The sequence below is a fragment of the Pseudomonas arabinosi genome (assembly GCF_047758675.1).
GTDB classification, from domain to species: Bacteria; Pseudomonadota; Gammaproteobacteria; order Pseudomonadales; family Pseudomonadaceae; genus Aquipseudomonas; species Aquipseudomonas arabinosi.
Genome location: NZ_CP180480.1, coordinates 6,381,638 through 6,405,635, shown reverse-complemented (window position 1 = coordinate 6,405,635; position 23,998 = coordinate 6,381,638). Strand labels below are relative to the sequence as shown.

Genomic DNA, 23,998 nt, shown 5'->3' with positions numbered 1-23,998 from the left:
TGGGGAGCCCATCGATCAGCGTATCGAAACGACTTTTTTATCTCGATTTTCTCTGATAGCTGACATAGACAGGTTGCCGGTAGCCGCTTCCTGGATATGGTTGCTCCACCAGGCCATCATCGGGCGTCTGCGTTCGATGTAATCCGCTCGGTTATAAGCACTGCGCACCTCATCTTTATCGACGTGGGCAAGCGCTACCTCAATCAACTCAGGATCCCAGCCCTGCTCGTTGAGGATGGTACTCGCCATTGAGCGCATGCCATGACTTACTAAGCGCCCCTCGAAACCCATACGCTTCAGCGCCATGTTGGCGGTCTGGCTGTTGCAGTGGGTGCGAGGGTCTCGGTCCGCAGGGAAAACATACTCTCGGTGTCCACTATAGGGCTTGATCGCTTCTAGGAGCGCCAAAGCCTGCTCTGTGAGCGGAATAATGTGTATCCGACGTTTCTTCATGCGCTCCGCTGGTATCGTCCAGATCTTCTTTTCGAAGTCGATATCAGCCCAGCGGGAGGTGGCAGCCTCGGCTGGTCGGGTCATGGTATGAAGTTGCCACTCGATTAGGCAGCGCGTAGTTCTTTTTATGCTGGCGTTAGCAATTGCCACCATCAGCTCTTTCAGCTCATCGGGCGCAAGGGCCGCCATGTTTTTCTTTTTGGGCTTTTTGAAGACGGAGCGGATTCCGCTGAGCGGATTCGCGTGAATCAATCCCGAGTTGACCCCATAAGTCATGATCTCATTGAGTCGTTGAGTTAGACGTTTGACGGTTTCGAGGCTGCCCTTCGTCTCAAGAGGTCGAAGCAAATTGATAGCTTTAGGGGCGGTGATAGCTGAGATTGGGGTCGTGGCCAGAGCAGGGAAAACATGCAGCGTGAGAGAGCGCCAAATATCCTCGGCGTACGCTGGGGTGACTGAATCCTTTTTGAGTTCAAACCACGCGGTCGAGACATTTTCGAAAGTGTGTTCTATGGCTGCTTTCTTCGCGTGCCGCTCTGCGTCGCGTTTCTCTTTAGGGTCCAGCCCCTGGGCGACGAGCTCTCTTGCTTCAACGGTTCTCTTGCGTGCTTGAGCCAGGCTTACCTCAGGAAAGGTGCCCAACCCCATGTTTATCCGCTTTTTCGTCACGGGTTGGATGTAGTTAAAATTCCATAGCTTTGAGCCATTGATTCTCACTCGCATCTGAAGGCCGTTGCCATCGGTGAGTATGTAATCCTTTTCCTTTGGCTTCGCGGCTTTGACTTTTATGTCTGAAAGGCGCGTGGCTTGGGCTCCCATGGTGTGTTCCAGTGCTGTTTATGTATTCCAAAAAATAGCAGCTGGAGGCTTGGAATACCACTTGGAATACACGGGCGTGTAGATGGTCTCGGATGTTGATGGACGCTCGTGGACCCTAAATCCCTGTATTTGCTGGATTTTAGGCACAAAAAAAGACGTCCGTGGACGTCTTTAGATGTTGAAGTGGTGGAGCCGGGGGGATTTGAACCCCCGTCCGCCAGTACTCCGCTGTCGGTACTACATGCGTAGCCGTGTCTATTAAGTTAACCCTCAGCGACCCGACGGGCAGGGTGCTTTGGGCGAGTTGTGTAAGTTTTAGCCGCTTCGTCCACAACGTACTGCACGGCGATTCTGTTCTATATGACAATCACTTTGGGTTTACAGACATCCCCTGATGATTGCTGGACCCGAAGGTACCAGGAGGGAAGGGCTAAGGCTGCTTACGCAGCGAGAGCGTATTCCCCGTAGGTTTCGTCATTGGCAACTATAGAAAGTTGCAACAGTGGATTTACGAGTTCTGTTACCAACTCGGCATGCACCTAAAGTTTCGCAACCGGCGTCGAATCCTAAACGGCCCCGAGCCTGATGCTCTGTGAATCAAAGTGAGCAACAAGCACGCGCAGTGTACGCCAACGCGGCTCAGAAGGCCAACCCGAAGGTTGACCACCGCAGATTATGGGTTGGCTTGGTTGCTCTGGTTGTTAGCGAGTGACAATGCCTGGGTGGCCTCGGTGACGCATTTTTTGTCGTCCCCGGAGGCTTGTGAAGCTTCGGCGCTGGACATCAGTCTTTTGATCTCCATGGTGGTGTTTGTGGAGCTCGCCGGCAGTGAAGTTACTTTGTTTTTGAGCTCTTGCAGCTTGCTCGTACAAAGGTCGTTGTCCGCAGCAAATACAGGAGAGGCCAACATTGCAGCAGAAATGAACAGACCAGCGAGTGCGGTACGTTTCATGGATATCTCCTTGAACGGATGGTCTCGGTGCTGCCGTAGGCGCGGGCGGCTCGGGCGAGTCCGAAAAAATAAGCCACGATTGATGGGGCCTATCTAAAAGACTACGACGCCGCGCATAAATTCGGTTTTTTCAGAAGGCTATGAAAAAACTGTTTGATAGTCGATAGGAGCAGTAGCACTAAAAAGGGGGGCCAATTGCCTCTTTTCGCTGGTGGGCCTCTTCAAGGGCAAGTCGGATCGCTGCACCGCTCGCTCCTACGGGATTCGCGCCTTCCGCGGGTTTTGTTTTGGGGCGAGTTGTGTAAGTTTTAGCCGCTTAAACCGGTGTCGAGTCCTAAGCGGCCCCGAGCCTGCTGCGCTGTGTACGCCACCGCGGTGGATAAGGCCAACCCGAAGGTTGGCCTGGTCACACGGGATTACTTGTTGGTTGGGTTGCGCAGTTGAATTTTCTCCAGCAAACCGCTAGTTATTCCAATGCACCCCTTGTCGTCCCCTTTGGCTTGGGCTGTTTTTGCTTTGTCCAGGCCGGCTTGTATGTTGTCCTCGGCGTTTTCTGATGTGGCGGGATCAGAATCCAGTGTCTGCTGAATTTGGTTTATGTTTTCTTTGCAAAGGTCTTTATCTGCCGCAAACACCGGCGAGGCCAACAGTGCGACGGTGATGAACAATCCAGCAATTGCAGAGTGCTTCATGGGTATCTCCTTGCGCATGAGGGCTCGGTGCTGCCAGTGGAGTAGGCTGCTGGCCGAGGTGGTTATAAGCCCGTTCACAGGGCCTAGCTAAATGACTATAGCCGCATGCTGGAATTCGGTTTTTTTTTGAAGGAATGGCGAGAAGATTGGCGCAACAGCAGTGCATGAAAAAGGGGCGAAATCGCCCCATTTTCACTAAAGCACCCTCAAACCGGGCGCACTTGAGTCACACGATCCACCAAGTAAACCAGACCGTGATAGTCGATTCCGCCATGTTGGCTCAGGCCGATTTCGCAGGTGCGGCTGGTGGAAATTCCTTCTTCGCAGAACTGCACGGCGTCTTTCAGGCTGCGTAGTGAGTGAGCGTTCAGTTCGGGGGTGGTGAAACCCTTGTCACCGGCAAACCCGCAGCAATGAATGCCCTCGGGAATCACCACGTTTTTGCTGCACTTGCGCGCGAGATCGATCAACGCCTGACTTTCCCCAAGGTGCTGGGTGCTACAGGTGACGTGCACTGCGATTGGCGCTTCCTGCGGCGTGAAATCCAGACGATCCATCAGATGCGTACGAATGAAACGCACCGGGTCGTACAGGTCCAGACGCACATCGCCCAGGTCCTGGGCCAGACGCAAGGTGCAGGGGCTGGTGTCGCAATAGATCGGGTCGAGCCCGCCGCGGCTGGCGTGCAGCAAGGCGCCGATCAGCTCCTGGCGTTTGTGTTCGGCCTGTTCGGCGTAGCCCTTGGAGGCGAACGGTTGTCCGCAGCAGAGGTTGTCCAGGTTGTCCGGGAAGACCACTTGGTAACCGGCCTTTTCCAGCAGCCCACGGGTTTTGTCGTACAGCGACATTTGCTCTTTATCACCCGCCGCCGGACCCATTGCCCGCGACACGCACGCCGCGAGATACACCACTCGAGGGCGTTCGTCCGACACGATCGGGCTGAAGCGAATGGCTTTTTCAGGTTGCGGCATGGCGTTGGTCCACTGTGGGACCTGACCTTTGGACAGGCGCGTCAACGTTGCCGAAAGCTTTGCCAATCGTGGCGCCCCCAACAGCATCCGTGCACCGTTGGCCACGTGCAGGGTGAAGCGCGCGCCTTGCAGCGCAGTGGCGAAATTGCCTTCCAGCCAATTGGCGGTTTTCGTATGCGTTGCCTTCCGGCTGCGGAGCTTTTTCACCAGCTCGCCGGTGTTGATTCCTACAGGGCAACGTTGCGCGCAGAGGCCGGTGGCGGCACAGGTGTCGATGCCTTGGTATTCGTAAGCGGCTTCGAGTTCGGTGGTGTCCACGCCAGCGCGTTTCTTCGCCTGAATGTCACGCCAGATCACGATGCGCTGCCGCGGGCTCAGGGTGAGGCCTTTCGACGGGCAGACCGGTTCGCAGAAGCCGCACTCGATGCACTTATCCACAATTTCATCGGCGGCCGGCAACGGCTTCAGATGCTTGAGGTGGATCTGCGGATCCTCGCTGAGGACCACGTCCGGGTTGAGAATGCCATTAGGGTCGAGCAGACGTTTAAGCTGCCACATCAACTGGTAGGCATCGCTGCCCCATTCCAGTTCGACGAAGGGTGCCATGTTGCGCCCAGTGCCGTGTTCGGCTTTCAGCGAGCCGCCGAATTCCACCGCTACGAGTTGCGCCACGTCGTCCATGAACGCCTGATAGCGTGCGACTTCTTCCGGGTTGTTGAAGCCTTGGGTGAAGACGAAGTGCAGATTCCCTTCCAGTGCGTGTCCGAAAAGGATCGCTTCGTCGTAGTGATGTTTGTCGAACAGCTCGATCAAGCGGTTTACACCGATGGCCAGTTGTTCCACCGGGAAGGTCACGTCTTCGATGATCACTGTGGTGCCGGTTTTGCGCACCGCGCCGACGGCGGGGAAGGTGTCTTTGCGGATCGCCCAGAGCCGGGCGTTTTCTACCGGGTCTTCGGTGAAGTCGACTTGTTTTTCCACCGGGAAAGAAGTCAACGACGCCATGATGTGCGCCAGTTGTTCCTGCAGCAAGGTGGACGATGCGGCGCGGGATTCGATCAGTAGCGCGCAGGCATTGTTCGACAGCTGTTGTACGAAAGCCGGCATGCCGGGTTTGTCCTGCACCGAACGCAGACTGCGCCGGTCCAGCAGTTCGACGGCTGATACCGGTTGGCTTTTCAGCACGGTCACGGCGTTGCAGCAGGTCTCCACGTCCGGAAACACGATCAGCGCCGAGGCCTTGTTCGGATGATCGATCACCGTGTCGTAAGTCACCGCGCTGATGAAGCCGAGGGTGCCTTCGGAGCCCACCAGCAAGTGGCTCAAGATATCCACAGGCTCGTCGAAATCCACCAGCGCATTGAGTGACAGCCCGGTGGTATTTTTCAGACGGTATTTGTGGCGAATTCTCGCCGCCAATTCGGCATTGGCGCGGGTCTCGCGGCCCAGCGTTGCCAGGCGTTCAAGCAGCGAAGCGTGGCTCTCACGAAACGCCGCAACACTCGCCGCATCTTCAGTATCGAGACGGCTGCCGTCGGCCAGCACCAGACGAATGCCAGCCAACGTGTGATAGGTGTTTTGCGCCGTGCCGCAGCACATGCCACTGGCATTGTTGGCGACGATGCCGCCGATTTTGCAGGCGTTGATTGAAGCCGGGTCCGGGCCGATCTTGCGCCCGAACGGTGCCAGCCATGCGTTGGCCTGTGCGCCGATCACACCCGGTTGCAGACGGATTTGCGTGCCTTGGCCACGGATCTCGCGACCGTTCCAGTTATCCCCCAGGACGATCAACACCGAGTCACTGATGGCCTGGCCGGAAAGGCTGGTGCCGGCGGCACGGAAGGTCACCGGGACCCGATCCCGTTGCGCCAGTTTGAGCAGCGCGACTACTTCATCTTCGGACTCGACACGAATCACCAGTTTCGGAATCAGCCGGTAGAAACTGGCGTCGGTGCCGAAGGCCAAGGTCGACAGCGGATCGTCGAAACGTCGCTCCTGGGGAATCAGTTGCTGCGCATCTCGCAGGAAAGCCGCGGGTAGATTCATTGGTCCTCCAGGATCATGACCACGAGGTCTTTCGGGCCGTGAGCACCGTAGGCCAGGACTTGCTCGATGTCAGCGGTTTTCGACGGGCCGGACACCAGCAGGGCGTTGGTTGGCATGCCTTGGGCCCACTCGAATTCCTGCTGCACTTGATAGAAGTTGTCGCGGATTTCACTGGCCTTGAGCAGGGCGAAATGCACTGGCGGCACCAGGCTCATCAGGCGTGGTTCTTCCCGCGTCGGCCAGAGAATCAGGCTACCTGTGGCGGCGATTGCACCGAGGGTGCTGGTCAGGCTGGCCGGCGTGTCGTTGAACAGTTCGGTCTTCCACTCTTCAACCGGACGGTCGTAGGCTTTGAGTGTCGGCAGGTCAGGATTTTTCGCCCAGTGTTGAGTGACGCGTTGACCGTGAGGTGTTGTCGGCGCGATCAACAAACTCGGCAACTGACGGTCCCGCAACAACTGAGCAAGCAACGAAGGCCAACCTTCGCCGGACGTCAGGTGGATTTCGGTGTGCACCGCTTCCATCAGTTTGCGCAACTGAGGGATGCGTTGCTCGGCGGTGTATGTGTAGGGCGCTGTCACCAGTTCGACGTCGAACTCGTCAGGCACGGGCGTGGTGCCGGTCAGACTTTTCCGTAACTTGGCGAGGATATTTTGCTTGGCGCTCATCAGCGATCTCCCTGTTTGGCCAGATGTTCGCGGGCCATGTCATGCAGTGAGCGGGCAGCGGGTTTCGGTGCGCTGTGGTTTTGCGTCCAGGGGCCGACGTTGCTCGGCGCCAGTGCGCGCAAGCGAGTGGCGAAGAAGCCGAACAGTCGATAAAGCGTGGGTGAACTGTTGAGCTTCGCCCAGGCATTCCAGATAAACCGTTCTTTGCGCGAGTACTTGCTGCCCTGGCCGCGCATCACTTGATGTGGGCTGTCCGGGGCTTTGACGTTCTCTTCCCGTAGGCGACGCAGCAGTGCCGGAATCGGAATTTTTACCGGACAGACTTCACCGCAGGCGCCACACAGCGACGAGGCACTCGGGTGATCCGGGACTTTCGCCAGGCCGACCATGTGCGGGGTGATGATTTTTCCGATAGGTCCAGGGTAAACCTCCCCATAGGCGTGGCCGCCGATTCGGGTGTAGACCGGGCAATGATTCATACAGGCGCCGCAGCGGATGCAGTTCAGGGTCTGGCGCAATTCGCTGTCGGCGAAGGCCTGGCTGCGACCGTTGTCGAGCAATACCAGGTGCACTTCCTGAGGGCCGTCGAGTTCATGCTCCTTGCGCGGGCCGGAGATCATGTTGACGTAAGTAGTGATCGGCTGTCCGAGGGCTGAACGTGTCAGCAGAGACAGTAGCGGCACCACATCGCGCAGGTTTTCCACGACTTTTTCGATGCCGGTGACGGCGATGTGCACCGGTGGCACCGTGGTGGTCATGCGCCCGTTGCCTTCGTTTTCCACCAGCAGCAAGGTGCCGGTTTCGGCCACGGCGAAGTTGACGCCGGAGACGCCGATTTCCGCTTCGAAGAATTTCTGCCGCAATACCTTGCGACCGATCTGAATGAGTTGGTCAACGTCCTTGGTGTATTCCACGCCAAGTTTGTCGTGGAACAAGGACGCGACCTGACCGGCATTCTTGTGGATCGCCGGCATAATAATGTGTGAAGGCTTCTCGTGGTCGAGCTGGACGATGTACTCGCCCATGTCCGATTCCAGGCATTCAATGCCCTGTTCAGCGAGGAAATGATTCATTTCCATCTCTTCGCTGACCATCGATTTGCCCTTGATCACTTGCCGCCCCTCGTGAGCGCGGATGATCGATAAGACGATGCCATTGGCCTCGTCCACCGTTTCCGCCCAGTGCACTGTCACACCGTTGCGGGTCAGGTTCTGTTCAAGCTGCTCGAGCAGGTCGGGCAACTTGGATAACGCACGGGCGCGGACAGCATTGCCCAGCGCTCGCAAATGTTCTCTTTCGTGGGCATCGCTGAAGGACGCTGCCCGTTTTGTCATCAGTGAATCCATCGCAGTGCGAAAGTTGTTTCGCAGTTGCTTGTCATCCAACGCCTTGTGAGCCCGGATGCGAAAATCTTCTTCCACGGCAACCGTAGGAATAATCGCGGAAGCGTTCATAGAACACCTCCGGTTCGCTGCCAAAGGAAGCTGGCCAGGTGTTGGCCGCGCAATGCTTCCTTCTGTTTCTCCAGCGAGCCATTGATGTTCATCAGGCAACCGCAGTCGGCACTCAGTACCTGATGCGCGCCGGATTCCTTCAACGACCGGGTCTTGTCAGCCACCATCGCGCCGGAAATGTCTGGCATACGGACGCTGAAAGTCCCACCGAAGCCACAGCATTCACTTTCATGGCTGTGGTCGACTCGCTCCACGTTTCGGAGCTGCGCCAACAACTCGCGGCCATGCAAGTGGGTGTTCATTTCACGGCGTGCCGAGCACGACGTGTGCAACGCCACTTTGACTGGTTCGCCACTGTCCTTGAGCTGCACCTTGCAGACAAACAACAGAAACTCGGCCAGTTCATAAGTCCGGGCAGCCAGCGCCTGAACCTGTTTCAAGGTTTCCGGCTCGTCCTTGAACAAGTCGGCGTAATGTTCGCGCAACATCCCGGCACACGATCCCGACGGCACCACCACCGGATAGTCCCCCGCAAACAGCGCCAGTTGCGAGCGTGCCACGGTCCGCGCCTGCTCGGTGTAACCCGAGGTGTAGGCCGGTTGCCCGCAACAGCTTTGTCCCTGCGGATACTCGACACGAATGCCTTCGCGTTCCAGCAAGTGAATCGCGTCCATCCCGGCTTCCGGGTAGAACAAATCCACCACGCAGGTTCCGAACAGGTAGACCCGTGTCGGTTTTTGGCTGGGGTATTGCCGAGGCTCGGGCAGTGGCGGGGCGACGCGGGTCGCATTCGGCACAGCGTTGTAAAAAAGCTCGCTCATCAGGCGTGTCTCCGGGTGGTCCCGGTTATCCGTCTGTTGAGGCTGCTGAATATAGAGAGGCAAGCTTTCAGCAGCCTTACAGACCGGGTTGTGAATAGCTGACGCCGGAATCGTGGTCCGGCGTCGGTTTTTGCTTTTTTTCGTGTAGTACTTAGTGCACCAGCATGCCGGTGAGCCAATAGGCCTGGATGTAGGTAATCAGGCCGACGATTGTTGCGAAGAATAGGCTGTGCTTGAGGGTGAAACGGAACAGATCCGATTCCTTGCCCACCAGCCCGGTCGCGGCGCAGGCGACGGCGATCGATTGTGGCGAGATCATCTTGCCGGTCACGCCACCGCTGGTGTTCGCCGCAACCAGCAACACATCGCTGACGCCGATCTGGTGCGCAGTGGTCGCTTGCAGCGAGCTGAACAGTGCGTTGGACGAGGTGTCGGAACCGGTCAGGAACACACCCAGCCAGCCGAGGAACGGCGAGAAGAACGGGAATGCTGCACCGGTGCCTGCCAGAACCAGCGCCATGGTAGAGGACATGCCCGAGTAGTTAGTAACGAAGGCAAAGGCGAGCACCATGCCGATGGACAGAATCGGCCAGCGCAGTTCGTAGAAGGTCTCCTTCAAAGTGGTCAGACCAGTTCTTACATTGATATTCAGCACCAGCATCGAGATCAGCGCCGAGAAGAAAATCGCTGTACCGGTCGCGGAAATCGGGTCAAGTTTGAACACCGCCGGGAGGGCGGTCGGGGCGGTCACGATCGGTGCAACCTTGAACACCAATTGATCGAGGTGCGGGATGGCGATGTTAAACACCCAGCTGTACATCGACCCGCCAGCGGCAAACATCGCCTTGAAGGGTTTCAAGGTCCAGATGGTCACCAGCACGGTGAGGATCAGGAACGGTGACCAGGCTTTGAGAATTTCACCGAAGCTGTAGGGCGAAGCCACGGTGCTGCGCGGCAGGCCGAAACCGCCAGCGCTGGCGCCCACTACGGAAGCCGAGACGGCACCGACAATGTGTTGGCCTGCGGCGCGCTTTGGCTGCCAGACTTTCAGGAACAGCGTCAGGGAAATCAGGCTGGCCAGGGCCGAGGTGATGTCCGGCAGTTCCGGGCCGATGAAGTTCGACGTGAAGTATTGGGTAATGGCAAAGCTCAAACCGGCTACCAGAGCTGCCGGCCAGGTTTCGCGAACGCCGCGCAGGCCATCCATCATGAACACCAGCCAGAACGGCACGAACAGAGACAGCAGCGGCAGTTGGCGGCCGGTCATGGCGCCGATCTTGAACGCGTCGATACCGGTCACTTGCCCGGCGACGATGATCGGAATCCCCAGGGCACCGAAAGCGACCGGTGCGGTGTTGGCGATCAGGCACAGCCCCGCGGCGTACAGCGGGTTGAAGCCCAGTCCTACCAACAGGGCGGCGGTAATCGCGACCGGCGCACCGAAACCGGCTGCACCTTCCAGGAAGGCGCCGAAGCAGAAGCCGATCAGCAGGACTTGCAGGCGCTGGTCGTCGGTGATCGACAGTACCGAGCTGCGGATCACTTCGAACTGACCACTCTTGACCGTCAGTTTGTAGAGGAATACCGCCGCCACGATGATCCAGGCAATCGGCCACAGACCGTAGGCGAAACCATAGCCGGCGGCGGCGAAGGCCATGTCGACCGGCATCTGGAAGGCGAAGATCGCCACGGCAATGGACAAGGCCAGCGTGATGCTGCCGGCCACGTGCCCTTTAAGTCGGAACACGGCTAATGCCAGGAAGAAAAACACGATGGGGATAACGGCCGCGAGCGCGGACACGCCGAGACTGCCGAGCGGAGAATAGAGCTGTTGCCAGGTTTGCATATGGGGTGGCCCCTAATTGTTGTTGGTCAGGCACTGGTCAGCGTTCTTGGATAATTAGTAATACCAATTTACAATCGCTGTTGGCTAGAGTAAAAGCCTTGTAAGCGGCGTGTCAATTTGCCGTCCTAAAACTTTTGTCGAATACGCGGTGCAGAAGTCATCTGGTCCGCTCGATCAAATGCCTTCTGGCAGGTGCTGATGCAGCGCTGATAGGCCAGAATAGAGGCCCCGACGAGCCGTCGGGATCGTGGAGAAATGAGTTATGGGGTTTGATCAGATTCGTCAGCGCCGTTTGTCTGACGATATTGTCGAGCAGCTCGAGGGGATGATTCTCGAGGGCACGCTGAAGGCGGGTGAGCGCTTGCCGGCCGAACGTGCGTTGGCCGAGCAGTTCGGCGTGTCGCGCCCTTCGTTGCGCGAAGCGATTCAGAAACTGGCGGCCAAGGGCTTGCTGGTCAGTCGCCAGGGCGGCGGCAATTATGTGGTGGAGTCGCTGGGGACAACCTTCAGCGATCCGCTGCTGCATCTGCTGGAAAGCAACCCTGAAGCGCAGCGCGATCTGCTGGAATTTCGTCACACCCTGGAAGCCTCCTGCGCCTATTACGCAGCCATGCGCGCTACGGACGTTGATCGCGAGCGATTGACCGCGGCCTTCAACGAATTGCAGGACTGCTATACGCGCCACGACGAGGTGAGCCGTGCGGAAGAGGGCGCGGCGGATGCGAAATTCCACCTGGCAATTGCTGAAGCCAGTCACAACGCGGTGTTGCTGCACACCATTCGAGGGTTATTCGATCTGCTCAAGCGTAACGTGGTGACCAACATCGGCGGAATGTACAAGCAGCGTACGGAAACCCGCGACATGCTGATCACACAGCACCGGGAGTTGTACCTGGCGATTATTGAAGGACGGGCCGAACAGGCGCGGGAAGTCTCCAGCCGACATATCTTGTATGTGCAGGAAGTGCTGGAAGAAGTGCGTCAGGAAGTGCAGCGCATGGCTCGGGCGGAGCGGCGCAAGGGGACGTAGTCAGTGGGTTTTGTGATGGTTGTGCGATCGCCTTCGCGAGCAAGCCCGCTCCCACATTGGATCTAAGTCGTTCACAGATCCAATGTGGGAGCGGGCTTGCTCGCGAAGGCGGCTTCAGGCAGAAAGAAAATTATTCTTCCTTGCCCTTGTTGCGCACCGCACGCTGCAACTCGCGACCGGCATCGCGTTCGCGTTCGGTATCACGCTTGTCGTATTCCTTCTTGCCCTTGCCCAGAGCGATCTCGCACTTGACCATGTGCTTGCTCCAGTACCAGGACAGGCACACGCAGGCGTAACCTTTTTGCTGCACGGCCGTGGCCAGCTTTTCCAGCTCGCGCCGGTTGAGCAGCAATTTGCGGGTGCGGGTCGGATCAGCGATGACGTGGGTGCTGGCGGTCATCAGCGGCGTAATGTGGCTGCCGAGCAGCCAGGCTTCGCCATCCTTGAGCAGCACGTAACTGTCGACCAGTTGCAGCTTGCTTGCCCGCAGACTTTTTACTTCCCAGCCGGCCAGGACCAGACCAGCCTCGAACTTATGCTCGATGAAGTAATCGTGTCGCGCCTTTTTATTTTGCGCGATGGTCCCTGTTGGGTGTTTCTTCTGTTTAGCCATAGGGGCGGCATTATAGGGAGTTGCACGCGAGTCGGCTACGGTATCGCTACGTGCTTGAGCAGGTTGATTGAATCCCGGACAATGCGGCCTCTTTTTTGAACGCTTGGGCGTGATAACGATGTCGACAGACAAGGTTTCTGTCCACGGCAGTTGGGCTAGCCGCTGGGTCTTCATACTCGCCGCGACCGGTTCGGCCGTGGGCCTGGGTAGTATCTGGAAATTCCCGTACATGGTCGGCGTCTATGGCGGCGGCGCCTTCGTGCTGATGTTCCTGGCCTGTATCGCGTTGATCGGTGTGCCGGTCATGCTGGCCGAAACCCTGATCGGTCGCCGTGCACGGCAGAGCCCGGCCAACGCCCTGAAGGTATTGGCGCTGGAAGCCGGGCATTCGACGAAGTGGTCCTGGGGCGCATTTGCCGGAATGATCACGGCGTTGCTGATTCTGTCTTTCTATAGTGTGGTCGGCGGCTGGTCGCTGGATTACATCATCGACATGGGCCGAGGCGACTTCCAGGGCGTGACGGCTGACCAGGTTGGCGCCTACTTTGGCAATGTGATCGCCGATCCATGGCGCCTGACACTTTGGCACACAATATTTATGCTGCTGTCGGCGGTCGTGATTGCCAAAGGGGTGGTCGCGGGCCTGGAGCGCAGTCTGCGGATCATGATGCCGCTTCTATTTGTGATGATTCTGGTGCTGCTGGGCTACAGCATGACCACCGGCCATTTCATGGAAGGCGTGCATTTCATGTTCGACTTCCACCCGGAAAAAGTACTCGACGGCTTGCTGCCCGCCATGGGGCACGCGTTTTTTTCCCTGAGCGTGGGCGTCGGCTCGATCATGATCTACGGCGCCTATATGCCGAAGAACTCATCGATTTCCGGTACCATCGTCGGCGTGGCATTGCTCGATACCTTCGTTTCCCTGGTCGCTGGTCTGGCATTGTTTCCGATCGTGTTTGCCGCAGGCCTGAACCCGAGCGAGGGCCCTGGCCTGATGTTCGTCAGCCTGCCATTTGCTTTTGGTAACGTAGCGTTTGGTCAGTTGATGGGCGTAGTGTTCTTCGTGCTCGTAGCGATTGCAGCCTGGAGCTCGGCGATTTCCTTGCTTGAACCGATGGTGGCTTACCTGGTTGAGCGCACGAAAGTCAGCCGCGCCTGGGTGACCTTTTGGCTGGCATTTATCTGCTGGTTTTTCGGTCTGGGCACGGTGTTTTCCTTCAGTATCTGGAAGGAAGCCAAGTTTTTCGTGAACGAAGGCGGGATGTTCCACCTCTATCAATGGGGTGCGGCCGGTGGCCTGGACTTCTTTGGTGTGATCGATTTCTTCACCTCGCGGATCATGTTGCCACTCGGTGGTTTGTGTTTCGTGGTGTTTGCAGGCTGGGTGATGGGGCGTGAAGCGGTACGCGACGAGTTGTCGATCCGCAACCCTGCGTTGTTCGCCCTGTCCTTGTTCTTGATGCGCTATGTGGCGCCCATCGGCATTCTCGTAGTGTTTGCCGCCCAGCTGTGGAAGTGACGCTGACATGACGACACACATTCAACGTTCGGCCCTGCTGCCGTATCCGGCGCAAGCGCTGTATGACCTGGTCAACGACGTGGCCCGTTATCCGGAATTCCTGCCATGGTGCTCCTCGGCCGAAGTGCTGGAGAGTTCTCCTGAGCATATGCGCGCCAGCGTCGGCGTGGCCAAGGGTGGACTCAGCCAGCACTTCGTAACGCGCAACACGCTGGTGCCTGGGCATTCGATCGAGATGAACCTCGAGGAAGGCCCGTTCAATCAATTGCATGGCGTCTGGGTGTTCAAGCCGTTGGGCGAGAAAGCCTGCAAGATCAGTCTGGACCTGTCGTTCGATTACGCCGGTCCGATTATCCGCGCGACCCTGGGGCCGTTGTTCAATCAGGCGGCCAATACGCTGGTGGATGCCTTCTGCCAGCGCGCCAAACAGATGCATGGTTGAGGCCGTGATCGACGTTGAGGTGGTGTATGCCGCCATTGATCGTCAGGTGCTCCTGTCGGTGTCGGTACCGGCAGGCACAACTGTGCGGGCGGCCTTGCTGAAGTCAGGCATCGGAGAGGTGTTTTCCGAGCTGGATTTGGCCAGCTGCCCGGTGGGGATCTTCGGTAAAGTGATCGCTGATCCGGGCAAGCATGCTGTCCAGGCCGGTGATCGCATCGAGATATACCGGCCATTGCTGGCCGATCCGAAAGAGGTTCGTCGGTTGCGCGCAGCCAAGGCTGCTGAGGCCAAAACCCGGAATCAGTGACTCGCTCAAATGCTGGACAATAAAAAACCCGGACATGCCGGGTTTTTTATTGCGTCGCAAATTATTGCGGCGAGGTTTCCAGAGGTTCTGGAGTCGGGACTGGAACGGTTTCTACACCGTCGACGTCCTTCTGGATCTGGTCCAGCAACGAGCCTGGCTTGACCGGTTTTTCTGGTTTCGGCTTCTCGGCGTTTTCTGCTGGCTCAGCAACTGTAGTGCCGCTGTCCTTGCCGAGAATGGCTTCGTCGCGGCTCACGCCTGGCATGAAATCACCAGAGAGGCTGACAAGCTGGTCATTTGGGTTGAAGATAACGCTAATGCGTTCCTGTTGGCGTTCACCGCCACCCGGTTGCAGGCTGTACAGATAATCCCAGCGATCGGCATGGAACGTGTCGGTCAACAGAGGGTTGCCCATGATAAACCGTACTTGCTTGCGGGTCATTCCCGGGCGTAACTGGTCTATCATGTCCTGCGTGACGACATTGCCCTGCTGGATGTCGATTTTGTAAACCCCGGGGAATGAACAACCGGCGAGTGCGAGCAGTCCCACAAAGGTGAAACTGGTTAGCAAGAGCTTGGTGTTTTGCATCGGTGGGCGACTTCCACTATCTTGGCTGGGACAACGTAAACGCCGATCATACCCGCATTAAGAGAAGCTGCGAAGCAGCATCGCGAGAAAGCTGACCATGGTTGAAAATAGCGAACTACGCAAAGCCGGCCTCAAAGTGACCCTTCCACGGGTCAAAATTCTGCAAATGCTCGATTCCGCCGAGCAACGCCACATGAGTGCCGAAGATGTCTACAAGGCGCTGATGGAGGCTGGTGAGGACGTCGGTCTGGCCACGGTTTACCGTGTCTTGACCCAGTTCGAGGCAGCTGGCCTTGTGGTGCGGCACAACTTCGACGGGGGCCATGCGGTCTTCGAACTGGACGACGGCAAGCATCACGACCATATGGTCAACGTCGAGACCAGTGAAGTGATCGAATTCTTCGACGAAGAAATCGAGCGACTGCAGAAGGCAATCGTCGACAAGTATGGCTTCGAGATGGTTGACCACAATCTTGTGCTGTACGTGCGCAAGAAAAAGTAAGCATGTCGCGCGAACTTGAGGTTCGCGAAACGAGCGAAGGCGACCCCAGGGTCGCCTTCGTGCTTTCTGCTGGTTTCAAATTTTCGCGGTGACGACCATTTTCCTGGCGTGAGCCAGAGATTCCTTTGTAAGGTCGATGCCTCCCAGCATTCGCGCCACTTCTTCTACACGATCGTTTTTGCTCAGCTTGGAGACGGCTGTGTGAGTGGCATCTTCGCCGCGCACTTTGTGTACGAATAGATGTTGATGTCCCTGCGCTGCTACTTGCGGCAAGTGAGTTACCGTCAATACCTGTCCGCGCTCCCCAAGTCGACGCAGCAATTGGCCCACGATTTCGGCGGTCGGACCACCGATGCCCACGTCCACTTCGTCGAACACCAGGGTCGGTACGCGGGAGGTCTGCGCGGTGATCACCTGAATTGCCAGGCTGATCCGTGACAGCTCACCGCCCGAGGCTACTTTGGCCAGGGCTTTTAATGGCTGGCCGGGGTTGGCGCTCACCAGCAGCTCTACCTGCTCAAGCCCATTGGGCAGCAGTTCATCGCTACTGTTGGGGCGCAGTTCGATGGTGAAGCGCCCGCCGGGCATGCCCAGTCGCTGGATTTCCTGCTCCACGGCGCTGGCCAGGCTGCTCGACGCCTGATGGCGCAAGTCGCTCAGCTCCCGAGCCTTCTCCTGATAATGACGGGCATAGGAGGCCAGTTCATCGCTCAGTTGCTCGATGGATTCGTCGTTGGCATTCAGGGTTTCGATTTCATCCAGCAAGCGCTGCTGCATCTCGGCCACTTCGGTCGGCTGGATGCGGTGTTTGCGCGCCATGGTATAGATCGCATCAAGGCGTTCCTCCAGGTACTGAAGACGCGCTGGATCGGCATCGAAGTTATCAAGGAAGCGGTTCAGTTCTCCCACGGCTTCTTCGACCTGGATCTGCGCACTGGTCAGCAGGCTGCTGGCTTCACCCAGGGCCCCAATCGAATTGTTGACGCTCGAAAGGCGATTGAGGCTGGCGGTGAGCGCGTTCAGCACATTCCCGGAATCACTTTCGCTGCATTGCTCGACCACCTGCCGGCAAATGCCCAGCAGGGTTTCGGCGTTGGTCAGGTTCTTGTGTTCCTGTTCCAGCTGCTCCAGCTCGTTTTCGCCGAGGCCGAGGTTTTCCAGCTCTTCGAGTTGATAACTGAGCAATTGATGGCGAGCGCGCTGCTCGTCGCCGGAATTGGAAAGGCGTTCCAGCTCCTGGCGGGTCTGGCGCCAGCGTTGGGCGGCCAGGTGTACCTGGCGGGCAAGGTCCGTTGCACCAGCGTACTCGTCGAGCAGGCGGCGGTGCGTGTCGGTCTTGAGCAGGGATTGGTGTTCATGCTGGCTGTGGATATCGATCAGCAGCTCGCCCAGGGCTTTGAGGTCGCCGAGGGGGCAAGGCGTACCGTTGATGTAGCCACGCGAGCGTCCTTCAGCGGTGATCACCCGGCGCAGGATGCACGGGCCATCGCTCTCCAGGTCACGCTCGGCCAGCCAGGTGCTGGCTTCCGGAATATCGACCAGATCGAAGGTTGCCAGGATATCGGCCTTGTCGGCGCCGGGACGGACCACGCCACTGTCGGCGCGATCGCCCAGGGTCAGGCCGAGGGCGTCGAGCATGATCGACTTGCCGGCGCCGGTTTCCCCGGTGATCACGCTCATCCCGCGATCGAGTTCGAGATCGAGATGTTCAACGATGGCGTAGTTATGTACGGACAGGTGCACCAGCATAAAGGCCGCTCCCAGGCTTTAGGTCTGGTTATTTATACAGTGTTTTGTTTCTGGCTGACAATGCCCTCCCTTAGCTCGATTTGCTTGATCCGACGAAATCCTTAGTGCGCCCGGGAATGACAATGCAGCTGTTTTTTGTAGGGTTAATAAATCCGCGCCCCTTGAAGCTGAATTTTGCGGCCCCATATAGCTGGGCAGAAGCGCGAGTTGAGCTCGCGGACGATATTGAAAGGAGAAATCTATGGCTGACGAACAGACAGTGGATACGCAAAATCTAGACGCCGATCAGGCTGCCCAGGACTCGGGTGATGAACTGGCGGCTCGTGTTCAAGTGCTCGAAGAGCAATTGGCTGGCGCTCATGATCAGGCTTTGCGTGTAGCGGCTGATCTGCAGAACGTCCGCCGTCGCGCCGAGCAGGATGTCGAAAAGGCTCACAAATTCGCACTGGAGAAATTCGCCGGTGACTTGTTGCCGATCATCGACAGCCTGGAGCGTGGTCTGGAGTTGTCCAGCCCGGACGACGAAAGCATTCGTCCGATGCGCGAAGGCATCGAGCTGACCCTGAAAATGTTCCAGGACACCCTGAAGCGTTATCAGCTGGAAGCGATCGATCCGCATGGCGAACCGTTCAACGCCGTTCAGCACCAGGCAATGGCGATGCAGGAAAGCGCCGACGTCGAGCCAAACAGCGTGCTCAAGGTGTTCCAGAAGGGCTATCAGCTCAACGGTCGCCTGCTGCGCCCGGCCATGGTCGTGGTCAGCAAGGCGCCGGCACCGGTTTCGCCTTCGATTGACGAGCAGGCTTGAAATTAGCCGCAAGGCCCCCATTTAGAAGTCAAGCGTTTAAGTGCTACCGCAGTTAGCCACCACTGCTGCGGCAACCAAATCCAAAGTTTCGGGAGAGTGAACATGGGCAAAATTATCGGTATCGACCTGGGGACTACCAACTCCTGCGTCTCCGTGCTTGAAAACGGCGTAGCCAAAGTTATTGAAAACGCTGAAGGCACGCGTACCACGCCGTCGATCATCGCTTACGCCAACGATGGTGAAATCCTCGTTGGCCAATCGGCCAAGCGTCAGGCTGTGACCAATCCGCACAACACCCTGTATGCGGTGAAGCGTCTGATCGGTCGTAAGTTCGACGAAGAAGTCGTACAGAAAGACATCAAGATGGTCCCGTACAAAATCGCCAAGGCTGATAACGGCGATGCGTGGGTTGAAGTGAACGGCCAGAAAATGTCGCCGCCACAAATCTCGGCTGAAATTCTGAAGAAAATGAAGAAGACCGCCGAAGACTACCTCGGCGAGCCAGTGACCGAAGCGGTGATTACCGTTCCGGCCTACTTCAACGACAGCCAGCGTCAAGCCACCAAAGACGCCGGCCGCATCGCGGGCCTGGACGTAAAACGTATCATCAACGAACCAACCGCAGCCGCTCTGGCTTACGGTATGGACAAGGCGAAGGGCGATCACACCGTGATCGTTTACGACTTGGGCGGCGGTACTTTCGACGTTTCCGTGATCGAAATCGCTGAAGTCGATGGCGAGCACCAGTTCGAAGTACTGGCCACCAACGGTGACACGTTCCTGGGCGGTGAAGACTTTGACATTCGTCTGATCGACTACCTCGTTGACGAATTCAAGAAAGAAAGCGGCATGAACCTTAAGGGCGACCCGCTGGCCATGCAGCGCCTGAAAGAAGCCGCTGAAAAAGCCAAGATCGAGCTGTCTTCGAGCAATTCGACCGACGTGAACCTGCCGTACATCACTGCAGACGCCACCGGTCCTAAGCACTTGAACGTGAAAATCTCCCGCGCCAAGCTCGAAGCGCTGGTAGAAGACCTGGTTCAACGCACCATCGAACCTTGCCGCATCGCTCTGAAAGACTCTGGCATCGAAATTGGCGCCATCAATGACGTGATCCTGGTCGGCGGCCAGACCCGTATGCCACTGGTTCAGAAACTGGTGACCGAGTTCTTCGGTAAAGAAGCGCGTAAAGATGTGAACCCGGACGAAGCGGTTGCCATGGGTGCTGCTATCCAGGGCGCAGTATTGGCCGGTGACGTGAAAGACGTTCTGCTGCTGGACGTTAGCCCGCTGACTCTGGGTATCGAAACCATGGGGGGCGTGATGACTGCGCTGATCGAGAAAAACACCACGATTCCTACCAAGAAATCGCAAGTGTTCTCGACTGCCGACGACAACCAGGGCGCTGTGACCATTCACGTTCTGCAAGGTGAGCGTAAGCAAGCCGCTCAGAACAAGTCTTTGGGCAAGTTCGACCTGGCCGAGATTCCACCAGCACCACGTGGTGTGCCACAAATTGAAGTGACCTTCGACATCGACGCCAACGGCATTCTGCACGTAGGCGCCAAAGACAAGGCTACCGGCAAGACTCAGTCGATCGTGATCAAGGCCAACTCCGGTCTGTCCGAGGAAGAAATTCAGCAGATGATTCGCGATGCTGAAGCCAACGTCGACGCAGATCGTCAGTTCGAAGAGCTGGCAACCGCTCGCAACCAGGGCGATGCGCTGGTTCACTCGACTCGCAAAATGGTCGCAGACGCTGGCGATAAAGTGACTGCTGAAGAAAAGACTGCAATCGAAGCTGCTGTTGTTGCGCTGGAAGCCGCTGTCAAAGGCGACGACAAAGCTGCAATCGAAGCCAAGGTTGAAGAGCTGTCGAAAGTCTCCGCTCCAGTAGCGCAGAAGATGTACGCCGAGCAGGCTCAACCTGCTGAAGGTGCTGCACCGCAAGGCGAATCGGCTGAGAAGGCTGACGACGTCGTCGACGCTGAGTTCGAAGAAGTCAAAGACCACAAGTAAGTTGTTGGTCGGCCGGTTGACTGCCTTCAGGCAGTGACTGGTAGGATGTCGCCGCGCGGGGGCTTGCTCCCGCGTTGGCGTGTCTGGAGTTAGCGAATTTTTACAGCATGCGACAAAGCTCGTGTGTTGGCGGTATGGCCGGGAATGCTCCTGCTTTTCGAGCTGAAAGTACCGCATCGAATCAAAGACCAGGATCGTTGAATTGACGTGAGTTGGGTCCGGGCCTGTATTGGGGCTCAACGAGTTTGGCAAGGCTCAGGAGAGGTTTGCCGAACGTCCTTAAGAGTGCAAAGACTTATGGCAAAGCGTGACTATTACGAAGTATTGGGTGTTGAGCGTGGCTCAAGCGAAGCAGACCTGAAAAAGGCCTACCGTCGCCTGGCGATGAAGCACCACCCGGACCGTAATCCCGATGACAAAGCGTCGGAAGATATGTTCAAGGAGGCCAACGAGGCCTACGAAGTGCTGTCCGATTCCAGCAAGCGCGCGGCGTACGACCAGTACGGTCATGCCGGTGTCGACCCAAGCATGGGTGGCGGCGGTGCCGGGTTTGGCGGTCAGAACTTCTCCGACATCTTTGGTGATGTCTTCAGTGACTTCTTCGGCGGCGGTCGCGGCGGTGCTCGTGGCGGCGCTCAGCGCGGCAGTGACCTGCGTTACACCCTGGAACTGAATCTGGAAGAAGCGGTGCGCGGTACGACCGTGAATATCCGTGTTCCGACATTGGTCAACTGCAAGCCGTGCGACGGATCGGGTGCCAAGAAAGGCTCCTCGCCGATCACTTGCCCGACGTGTGGTGGTATCGGTCAAGTCCGTATGCAACAGGGCTTTTTCTCGGTACAGCAGACGTGCCCGCGCTGCCATGGCCAGGGCAAGATCATTTCCGATCCGTGCGACTCGTGCGACGGTCAAGGTCGTGTCGAAGAGTACAAGACCCTCTCGGTGAAAGTACCGGCCGGTGTCGATACCGGTGACCGCATTCGTCTGTCCGGCGAAGGCGAGGCGGGTGCTCAGGGTGGCCCGACGGGCGATCTGTACGTGGTGATCAACGTGCGTGAGCACGCGATCTTCCAGCGCGACGGCAAGCACCTGTTCTGCGAAGTGCCAATCAGTTTTGTCGATGCTGCGCTGGGTGGTGAGCTGGAGATTCCGACCCTTGATGGTCGAGTCAAACTGAAAATCCCTGAAGGGACTCAGACCGGCAAGCAGTTCCGTGTTCGCGGCAAGGGCGTTGCGCCAGTGCGCGGCGGCGGTGCTGGTGACTTGATGTGCCGAGTGGCGGTCGAAACCCCGGTCAATCTGGGGCGTCGTCAGCGCGAACTGCTGGAAGAGTTCCGTAGCTCGCTGGCGGATGACAACAGCCATTCGCCCAAAACCACTGGTTGGTTCGAAGGCGTGAAGCGCTTCTTCGGCGATTTGTAAGGAGTCGGCATGCGACGTATAGCTGTGATGGGCGCTGCCGGGCGCATGGGCAAGATTCTGGTCGAGGCGGTGCAGCAACGCGCGCCGCTGACCGGGCTGACGGCAGCCATCGTACGCCCCGGCAGCACGCTGATTGGCGTGGATGCTGGTGAGCTGGCCTCGCTGGGGCGTATCGGCGTTCCACTGTCCGGCAATCTGGATGCGGTGGCTGATGAGTTCGACGTGTTGATCGACTTTACGCTCCCGGAAGTCATGCTGAAAAACCTGGCGTTCTGCCGTAAGGCGGGCAAGGCCATGGTGATCGGCACGACAGGGTTGGACGCCGCGCAGAAGCAGTTGCTGGCCGAGGCCGGCAAGGATATTCCGATCGTGTTCGCGGCCAATTTCAGTGTCGGTGTAAACCTGTCGCTGAAGCTGCTCGACATGGCTGCTCGTGTGCTGGGTGATGATGCGGATATCGAGATCATCGAGGCTCATCATCGGCACAAGATCGATGCGCCTTCAGGTACGGCTCTGCGCATGGGCGAAGTCATCGCAAGCGCGCTGGATCGTGATCTGCAGAAGGTTGCGGTCTATGGCCGTGAAGGCCATACCGGTGCTCGCGAACGTGAAACGATCGGCTTTGCCACTGTTCGCGGTGGTGATGTGGTCGGCGATCATACGGTGCTGTTCGCCTGTGAGGGTGAGCGACTGGAGATCACGCATAAAGCGTCCAGTCGCATGACCTTCGCCAAGGGGGCGGTACGTGCTGCGTTGTGGCTGGACGGTCGTGAGCCGGGTCTTTACGACATGCAAGACGTGCTCGATCTGCGTTAAGATGCCCCCGAAATCGGGTTCCAACACGGCGTTCGGACCCGATTTTATTACGCCAAGCGACGTCCTGTCGCATTCCCCGGCCTTTAAGGCTCATTGGCGGTAGACCAAAAATGCCTTTTTCTGTAAGCTACAGCTTTAGTGTGTCCACTAAAAGCGCGCAGAATTATTCGGTGAAGAAGCGGGGTGACGTGTCCATACGTCACTCCGCTTTTTTACAACCTGCGATCGCCCTTTCAGGCTTTATTTACGGGAGGTCTTCTTGACTAAGCCAGCCATACTCGCCCTTGCTGATGGCAGCATTTTTCGCGGCGAAGCCATTGGAGCCGACGGTCAGACCGTTGGAGAGGTGGTGTTCAACACCGCCATGACCGGCTATCAGGAAATCCTTACCGATCCTTCCTACGCCCAACAGATCATTACCCTGACTTACCCGCACATCGGCAACACCGGCACCACGCCGGAAGACGCCGAGTCCGACCGAGTCTGGTCCGCGGGCCTGGTTATCCGTGACCTGCCACTGGTTGCGAGCAACTGGCGTAACACGATGTCTCTGTCCGACTACCTGAAAGCCAACAACGTTGTGGCAATCGCTGGTATCGACACTCGCCGCCTGACGCGCATCCTGCGTGAAAAAGGCGCGCAGAACGGTTGCATCATGGCCGGTGACAACATTTCCGAAGAAGCCGCCATCGCAGCCGCTCAGGGTTTTCCTGGCCTCAAAGGCATGGACCTGGCGAAAGTCGTCAGCACCAAAGAGAAATACGAGTGGCGCTCGACTGTCTGGGATTTGAAAACCGACAGCCACGCAACCATCGAAGCCTCTGAGCTGCCGTACCACGTGGTTGCCTACGACTACGGCGTCAAGCTGAACATCCTGCGCATGCTGGTCGAGCGCGGTTGTCGCGTGACCGTGGTGCCGGCACAGACACCCGCTGCTGAAGCGCTGGCATTGAAGCCGGACGGCGTGTTCCTGTCCAACGGCCCTGGTGACCCGGAGCCTTGCGACTACGCGATCCAGGCGATCAAAGACGTGCTGGAAACCGAAATTCCGGTCTTCGGTATCTGCCTTGGTCACCAACTGCTGGCCCTGGCCTCCGGTGCCAAGACCCTGAAAATGGGTCACGGCCACCACGGTGCCAACCACCCTGTCCAGGATCTGGATACCGGTGTTGTGATGATCACCAGCCAGAACCACGGTTTCGCGGTAGACGAAACGACCCTGCCAGCCAACGTCCGCGCGATCCACAAATCGCTGTTCGATGGCACCCTGCAAGGCATCGAGCGTACCGACAAGAGCGCGTTCAGCTTCCAGGGTCACCCTGAAGCCAGCCCTGGCCCGAACGACGTAGCACCACTGTTTGATCGCTTCATCAATGAAATGGCCAAGCGACGCTAATCGCTCACCTTGATGTAGCAAAGCTTGAGGGTGGTCCCGCAACCGGCGACCCCCTCAAGGC

General features: G+C 57.7%; 21 protein-coding genes and 1 other RNA gene. 10 read left to right on the top strand and 12 right to left on the bottom strand.

Annotated elements, in window-relative coordinates; translation table 11 throughout:
• Positions 1–15: 15 nt before the first annotated feature.
• The 9 genes from ACMXYJ_RS29785 to ACMXYJ_RS29745 form a co-directional block, all read right to left on the bottom strand.
• Entirely contained in the window at positions 16–1,272 is a 1,257-nt protein-coding gene (locus ACMXYJ_RS29785; RefSeq protein WP_415758010.1) for an integrase domain-containing protein, read from the bottom strand.
• A 184-nt stretch (positions 1,273–1,456) separates the two neighbouring features.
• Positions 1,457–1,850: a transfer-messenger RNA gene (gene ssrA, locus ACMXYJ_RS29780) on the bottom strand.
• A 95-nt stretch (positions 1,851–1,945) separates the two neighbouring features.
• Positions 1,946–2,224, bottom strand: a complete 279-nt coding sequence (locus tag ACMXYJ_RS29775) for a hypothetical protein (protein WP_415758009.1) — start codon at positions 2,222–2,224, stop codon at positions 1,946–1,948.
• A gap of 416 nt (positions 2,225–2,640) precedes the next feature.
• A complete protein-coding gene (locus ACMXYJ_RS29770) occupies positions 2,641–2,916 on the bottom strand; it encodes a hypothetical protein (protein WP_415758008.1) in 276 nt (91 codons plus the stop codon).
• A 206-nt stretch (positions 2,917–3,122) separates the two neighbouring features.
• The gene (locus tag ACMXYJ_RS29765; RefSeq protein WP_415758007.1) at positions 3,123–5,933 is read right to left on the bottom strand and encodes an FAD-binding and (Fe-S)-binding domain-containing protein; all 2,811 of its coding nucleotides are present in this window, start codon (positions 5,931–5,933) and stop codon (positions 3,123–3,125) included.
• A complete protein-coding gene (locus tag ACMXYJ_RS29760; RefSeq protein ID WP_415758006.1) occupies positions 5,930–6,601 on the bottom strand; it encodes a LutC/YkgG family protein in 672 nt (223 codons plus the stop codon). Before ACMXYJ_RS29760 ends, ACMXYJ_RS29765 begins: the two co-directional genes overlap by 4 nt.
• Entirely contained in the window at positions 6,601–8,055 is a 1,455-nt protein-coding gene (locus tag ACMXYJ_RS29755; protein ID WP_415758005.1) for a LutB/LldF family L-lactate oxidation iron-sulfur protein, read from the bottom strand. The genes ACMXYJ_RS29760 and ACMXYJ_RS29755 overlap by 1 nt, the downstream gene beginning before the upstream one ends.
• Positions 8,052–8,876, bottom strand: a complete 825-nt coding sequence (locus ACMXYJ_RS29750; protein ID WP_415758004.1) for a (Fe-S)-binding protein — start codon at positions 8,874–8,876, stop codon at positions 8,052–8,054. Before ACMXYJ_RS29750 ends, ACMXYJ_RS29755 begins: the two co-directional genes overlap by 4 nt.
• 151 nt (positions 8,877–9,027) lie before the next feature.
• Complete coding sequence (locus tag ACMXYJ_RS29745) at positions 9,028–10,722, bottom strand: lactate permease LctP family transporter (RefSeq protein WP_415758003.1); 1,695 nt, start codon at positions 10,720–10,722, stop codon at positions 9,028–9,030.
• Positions 10,723–10,984: 262 nt separating this feature from the next.
• On the opposite strand from ACMXYJ_RS29745, the gene ACMXYJ_RS29740 reads away from it, so the two are divergent.
• Positions 10,985–11,752 (top strand): GntR family transcriptional regulator, encoded by a 768-nt coding sequence (locus ACMXYJ_RS29740; protein WP_415758002.1) that lies wholly within the window; start codon positions 10,985–10,987, stop codon positions 11,750–11,752.
• A 130-nt stretch (positions 11,753–11,882) separates the two neighbouring features.
• On the opposite strand, the gene smpB is transcribed toward ACMXYJ_RS29740, so the two are convergent.
• A complete protein-coding gene (smpB, locus tag ACMXYJ_RS29735; protein ID WP_076028704.1) occupies positions 11,883–12,365 on the bottom strand; it encodes an SsrA-binding protein SmpB in 483 nt (160 codons plus the stop codon).
• Between the two features lie 118 nt (positions 12,366–12,483).
• Between smpB and ACMXYJ_RS29730 the strand changes: the two genes are divergently transcribed.
• The 3 genes from ACMXYJ_RS29730 to ACMXYJ_RS29720 are packed head-to-tail and all read left to right on the top strand — an operon-like array spanning position 12,484 to position 14,636.
• A complete protein-coding gene (locus tag ACMXYJ_RS29730) occupies positions 12,484–13,887 on the top strand; it encodes a sodium-dependent transporter (RefSeq protein WP_415758001.1) in 1,404 nt (467 codons plus the stop codon).
• 7 nt (positions 13,888–13,894) lie between these two features.
• Positions 13,895–14,329 (top strand): type II toxin-antitoxin system RatA family toxin, encoded by a 435-nt coding sequence (locus ACMXYJ_RS29725; RefSeq protein ID WP_095129509.1) that lies wholly within the window; start codon positions 13,895–13,897, stop codon positions 14,327–14,329.
• Positions 14,322–14,636, top strand: a complete 315-nt coding sequence (locus ACMXYJ_RS29720; RefSeq protein WP_415758000.1) for an RnfH family protein — start codon at positions 14,322–14,324, stop codon at positions 14,634–14,636. The genes ACMXYJ_RS29725 and ACMXYJ_RS29720 overlap by 8 nt, the downstream gene beginning before the upstream one ends.
• A gap of 61 nt (positions 14,637–14,697) precedes the next feature.
• Here ACMXYJ_RS29720 and ACMXYJ_RS29715 read toward each other — a convergent pair whose 3' ends face one another.
• Entirely contained in the window at positions 14,698–15,225 is a 528-nt protein-coding gene (locus ACMXYJ_RS29715; protein WP_415757999.1) for an outer membrane protein assembly factor BamE, read from the bottom strand.
• Positions 15,226–15,322: 97 nt separating this feature from the next.
• Between ACMXYJ_RS29715 and fur the strand changes: the two genes are divergently transcribed.
• Complete coding sequence (gene fur, locus ACMXYJ_RS29710; RefSeq protein WP_003197684.1) at positions 15,323–15,727, top strand: ferric iron uptake transcriptional regulator; 405 nt, start codon at positions 15,323–15,325, stop codon at positions 15,725–15,727.
• A gap of 75 nt (positions 15,728–15,802) precedes the next feature.
• Here the strand turns inward: fur and recN are convergent, their stop codons facing one another.
• Positions 15,803–17,476, bottom strand: a complete 1,674-nt coding sequence (gene recN, locus ACMXYJ_RS29705) for a DNA repair protein RecN (RefSeq protein WP_415757998.1) — start codon at positions 17,474–17,476, stop codon at positions 15,803–15,805.
• A 241-nt stretch (positions 17,477–17,717) separates the two neighbouring features.
• On the opposite strand from recN, the gene grpE reads away from it, so the two are divergent.
• The 5 genes from grpE to carA all read left to right on the top strand — a co-directional run bounded on the left by grpE (position 17,718) and on the right by carA (position 23,937).
• Entirely contained in the window at positions 17,718–18,284 is a 567-nt protein-coding gene (gene grpE, locus ACMXYJ_RS29700; protein WP_033058135.1) for a nucleotide exchange factor GrpE, read from the top strand.
• Positions 18,285–18,386: 102 nt separating this feature from the next.
• On the top strand, positions 18,387–20,303 hold the full coding sequence (gene dnaK / locus ACMXYJ_RS29695) for a molecular chaperone DnaK (protein ID WP_046045782.1): 1,917 nt from the start codon (positions 18,387–18,389) through the stop codon (positions 20,301–20,303).
• A 297-nt stretch (positions 20,304–20,600) separates the two neighbouring features.
• A complete protein-coding gene (dnaJ, locus tag ACMXYJ_RS29690) occupies positions 20,601–21,725 on the top strand; it encodes a molecular chaperone DnaJ (RefSeq protein ID WP_123365213.1) in 1,125 nt (374 codons plus the stop codon).
• 9 nt (positions 21,726–21,734) lie between these two features.
• A complete protein-coding gene (gene dapB / locus ACMXYJ_RS29685) occupies positions 21,735–22,541 on the top strand; it encodes a 4-hydroxy-tetrahydrodipicolinate reductase (protein WP_129438614.1) in 807 nt (268 codons plus the stop codon).
• A 259-nt stretch (positions 22,542–22,800) separates the two neighbouring features.
• Complete coding sequence (gene carA / locus ACMXYJ_RS29680) at positions 22,801–23,937, top strand: glutamine-hydrolyzing carbamoyl-phosphate synthase small subunit (RefSeq protein WP_415757997.1); 1,137 nt, start codon at positions 22,801–22,803, stop codon at positions 23,935–23,937.
• The last annotated feature ends 61 nt before the right edge of the window (positions 23,938–23,998 follow it).

Bases quoted from the DNA above. Each gene is read 5' to 3' on its own strand.
- ACMXYJ_RS29785 (WP_415758010.1), bottom strand. From the start codon at position 1,272: ATGGGAGCCCAAGCCACGCGCCTTTCAGACATAAAAGTCAAAGCCGCG.
- ACMXYJ_RS29775 (WP_415758009.1), bottom strand. From the start codon at position 2,224: ATGAAACGTACCGCACTCGCTGGTCTGTTCATTTCTGCTGCAATGTTG.
- ACMXYJ_RS29770 (WP_415758008.1), bottom strand. From the start codon at position 2,916: ATGAAGCACTCTGCAATTGCTGGATTGTTCATCACCGTCGCACTGTTG.
- ACMXYJ_RS29765 (WP_415758007.1), bottom strand. From the start codon at position 5,933: ATGAATCTACCCGCGGCTTTCCTGCGAGATGCGCAGCAACTGATTCCC.
- ACMXYJ_RS29760 (WP_415758006.1), bottom strand. From the start codon at position 6,601: ATGAGCGCCAAGCAAAATATCCTCGCCAAGTTACGGAAAAGTCTGACC.
- ACMXYJ_RS29755 (WP_415758005.1), bottom strand. From the start codon at position 8,055: ATGAACGCTTCCGCGATTATTCCTACGGTTGCCGTGGAAGAAGATTTT.
- ACMXYJ_RS29750 (WP_415758004.1), bottom strand. From the start codon at position 8,876: ATGAGCGAGCTTTTTTACAACGCTGTGCCGAATGCGACCCGCGTCGCC.
- ACMXYJ_RS29745 (WP_415758003.1), bottom strand. From the start codon at position 10,722: ATGCAAACCTGGCAACAGCTCTATTCTCCGCTCGGCAGTCTCGGCGTG.
- ACMXYJ_RS29740 (WP_415758002.1), top strand. From the start codon at position 10,985: ATGGGGTTTGATCAGATTCGTCAGCGCCGTTTGTCTGACGATATTGTC.
- smpB (WP_076028704.1), bottom strand. From the start codon at position 12,365: ATGGCTAAACAGAAGAAACACCCAACAGGGACCATCGCGCAAAATAAA.
- ACMXYJ_RS29730 (WP_415758001.1), top strand. From the start codon at position 12,484: ATGTCGACAGACAAGGTTTCTGTCCACGGCAGTTGGGCTAGCCGCTGG.
- ACMXYJ_RS29725 (WP_095129509.1), top strand. From the start codon at position 13,895: ATGACGACACACATTCAACGTTCGGCCCTGCTGCCGTATCCGGCGCAA.
- ACMXYJ_RS29720 (WP_415758000.1), top strand. From the start codon at position 14,322: ATGGTTGAGGCCGTGATCGACGTTGAGGTGGTGTATGCCGCCATTGAT.
- ACMXYJ_RS29715 (WP_415757999.1), bottom strand. From the start codon at position 15,225: ATGCAAAACACCAAGCTCTTGCTAACCAGTTTCACCTTTGTGGGACTG.
- fur (WP_003197684.1), top strand. From the start codon at position 15,323: ATGGTTGAAAATAGCGAACTACGCAAAGCCGGCCTCAAAGTGACCCTT.
- recN (WP_415757998.1), bottom strand. From the start codon at position 17,476: ATGCTGGTGCACCTGTCCGTACATAACTACGCCATCGTTGAACATCTC.
- grpE (WP_033058135.1), top strand. From the start codon at position 17,718: ATGGCTGACGAACAGACAGTGGATACGCAAAATCTAGACGCCGATCAG.
- dnaK (WP_046045782.1), top strand. From the start codon at position 18,387: ATGGGCAAAATTATCGGTATCGACCTGGGGACTACCAACTCCTGCGTC.
- dnaJ (WP_123365213.1), top strand. From the start codon at position 20,601: ATGGCAAAGCGTGACTATTACGAAGTATTGGGTGTTGAGCGTGGCTCA.
- dapB (WP_129438614.1), top strand. From the start codon at position 21,735: ATGCGACGTATAGCTGTGATGGGCGCTGCCGGGCGCATGGGCAAGATT.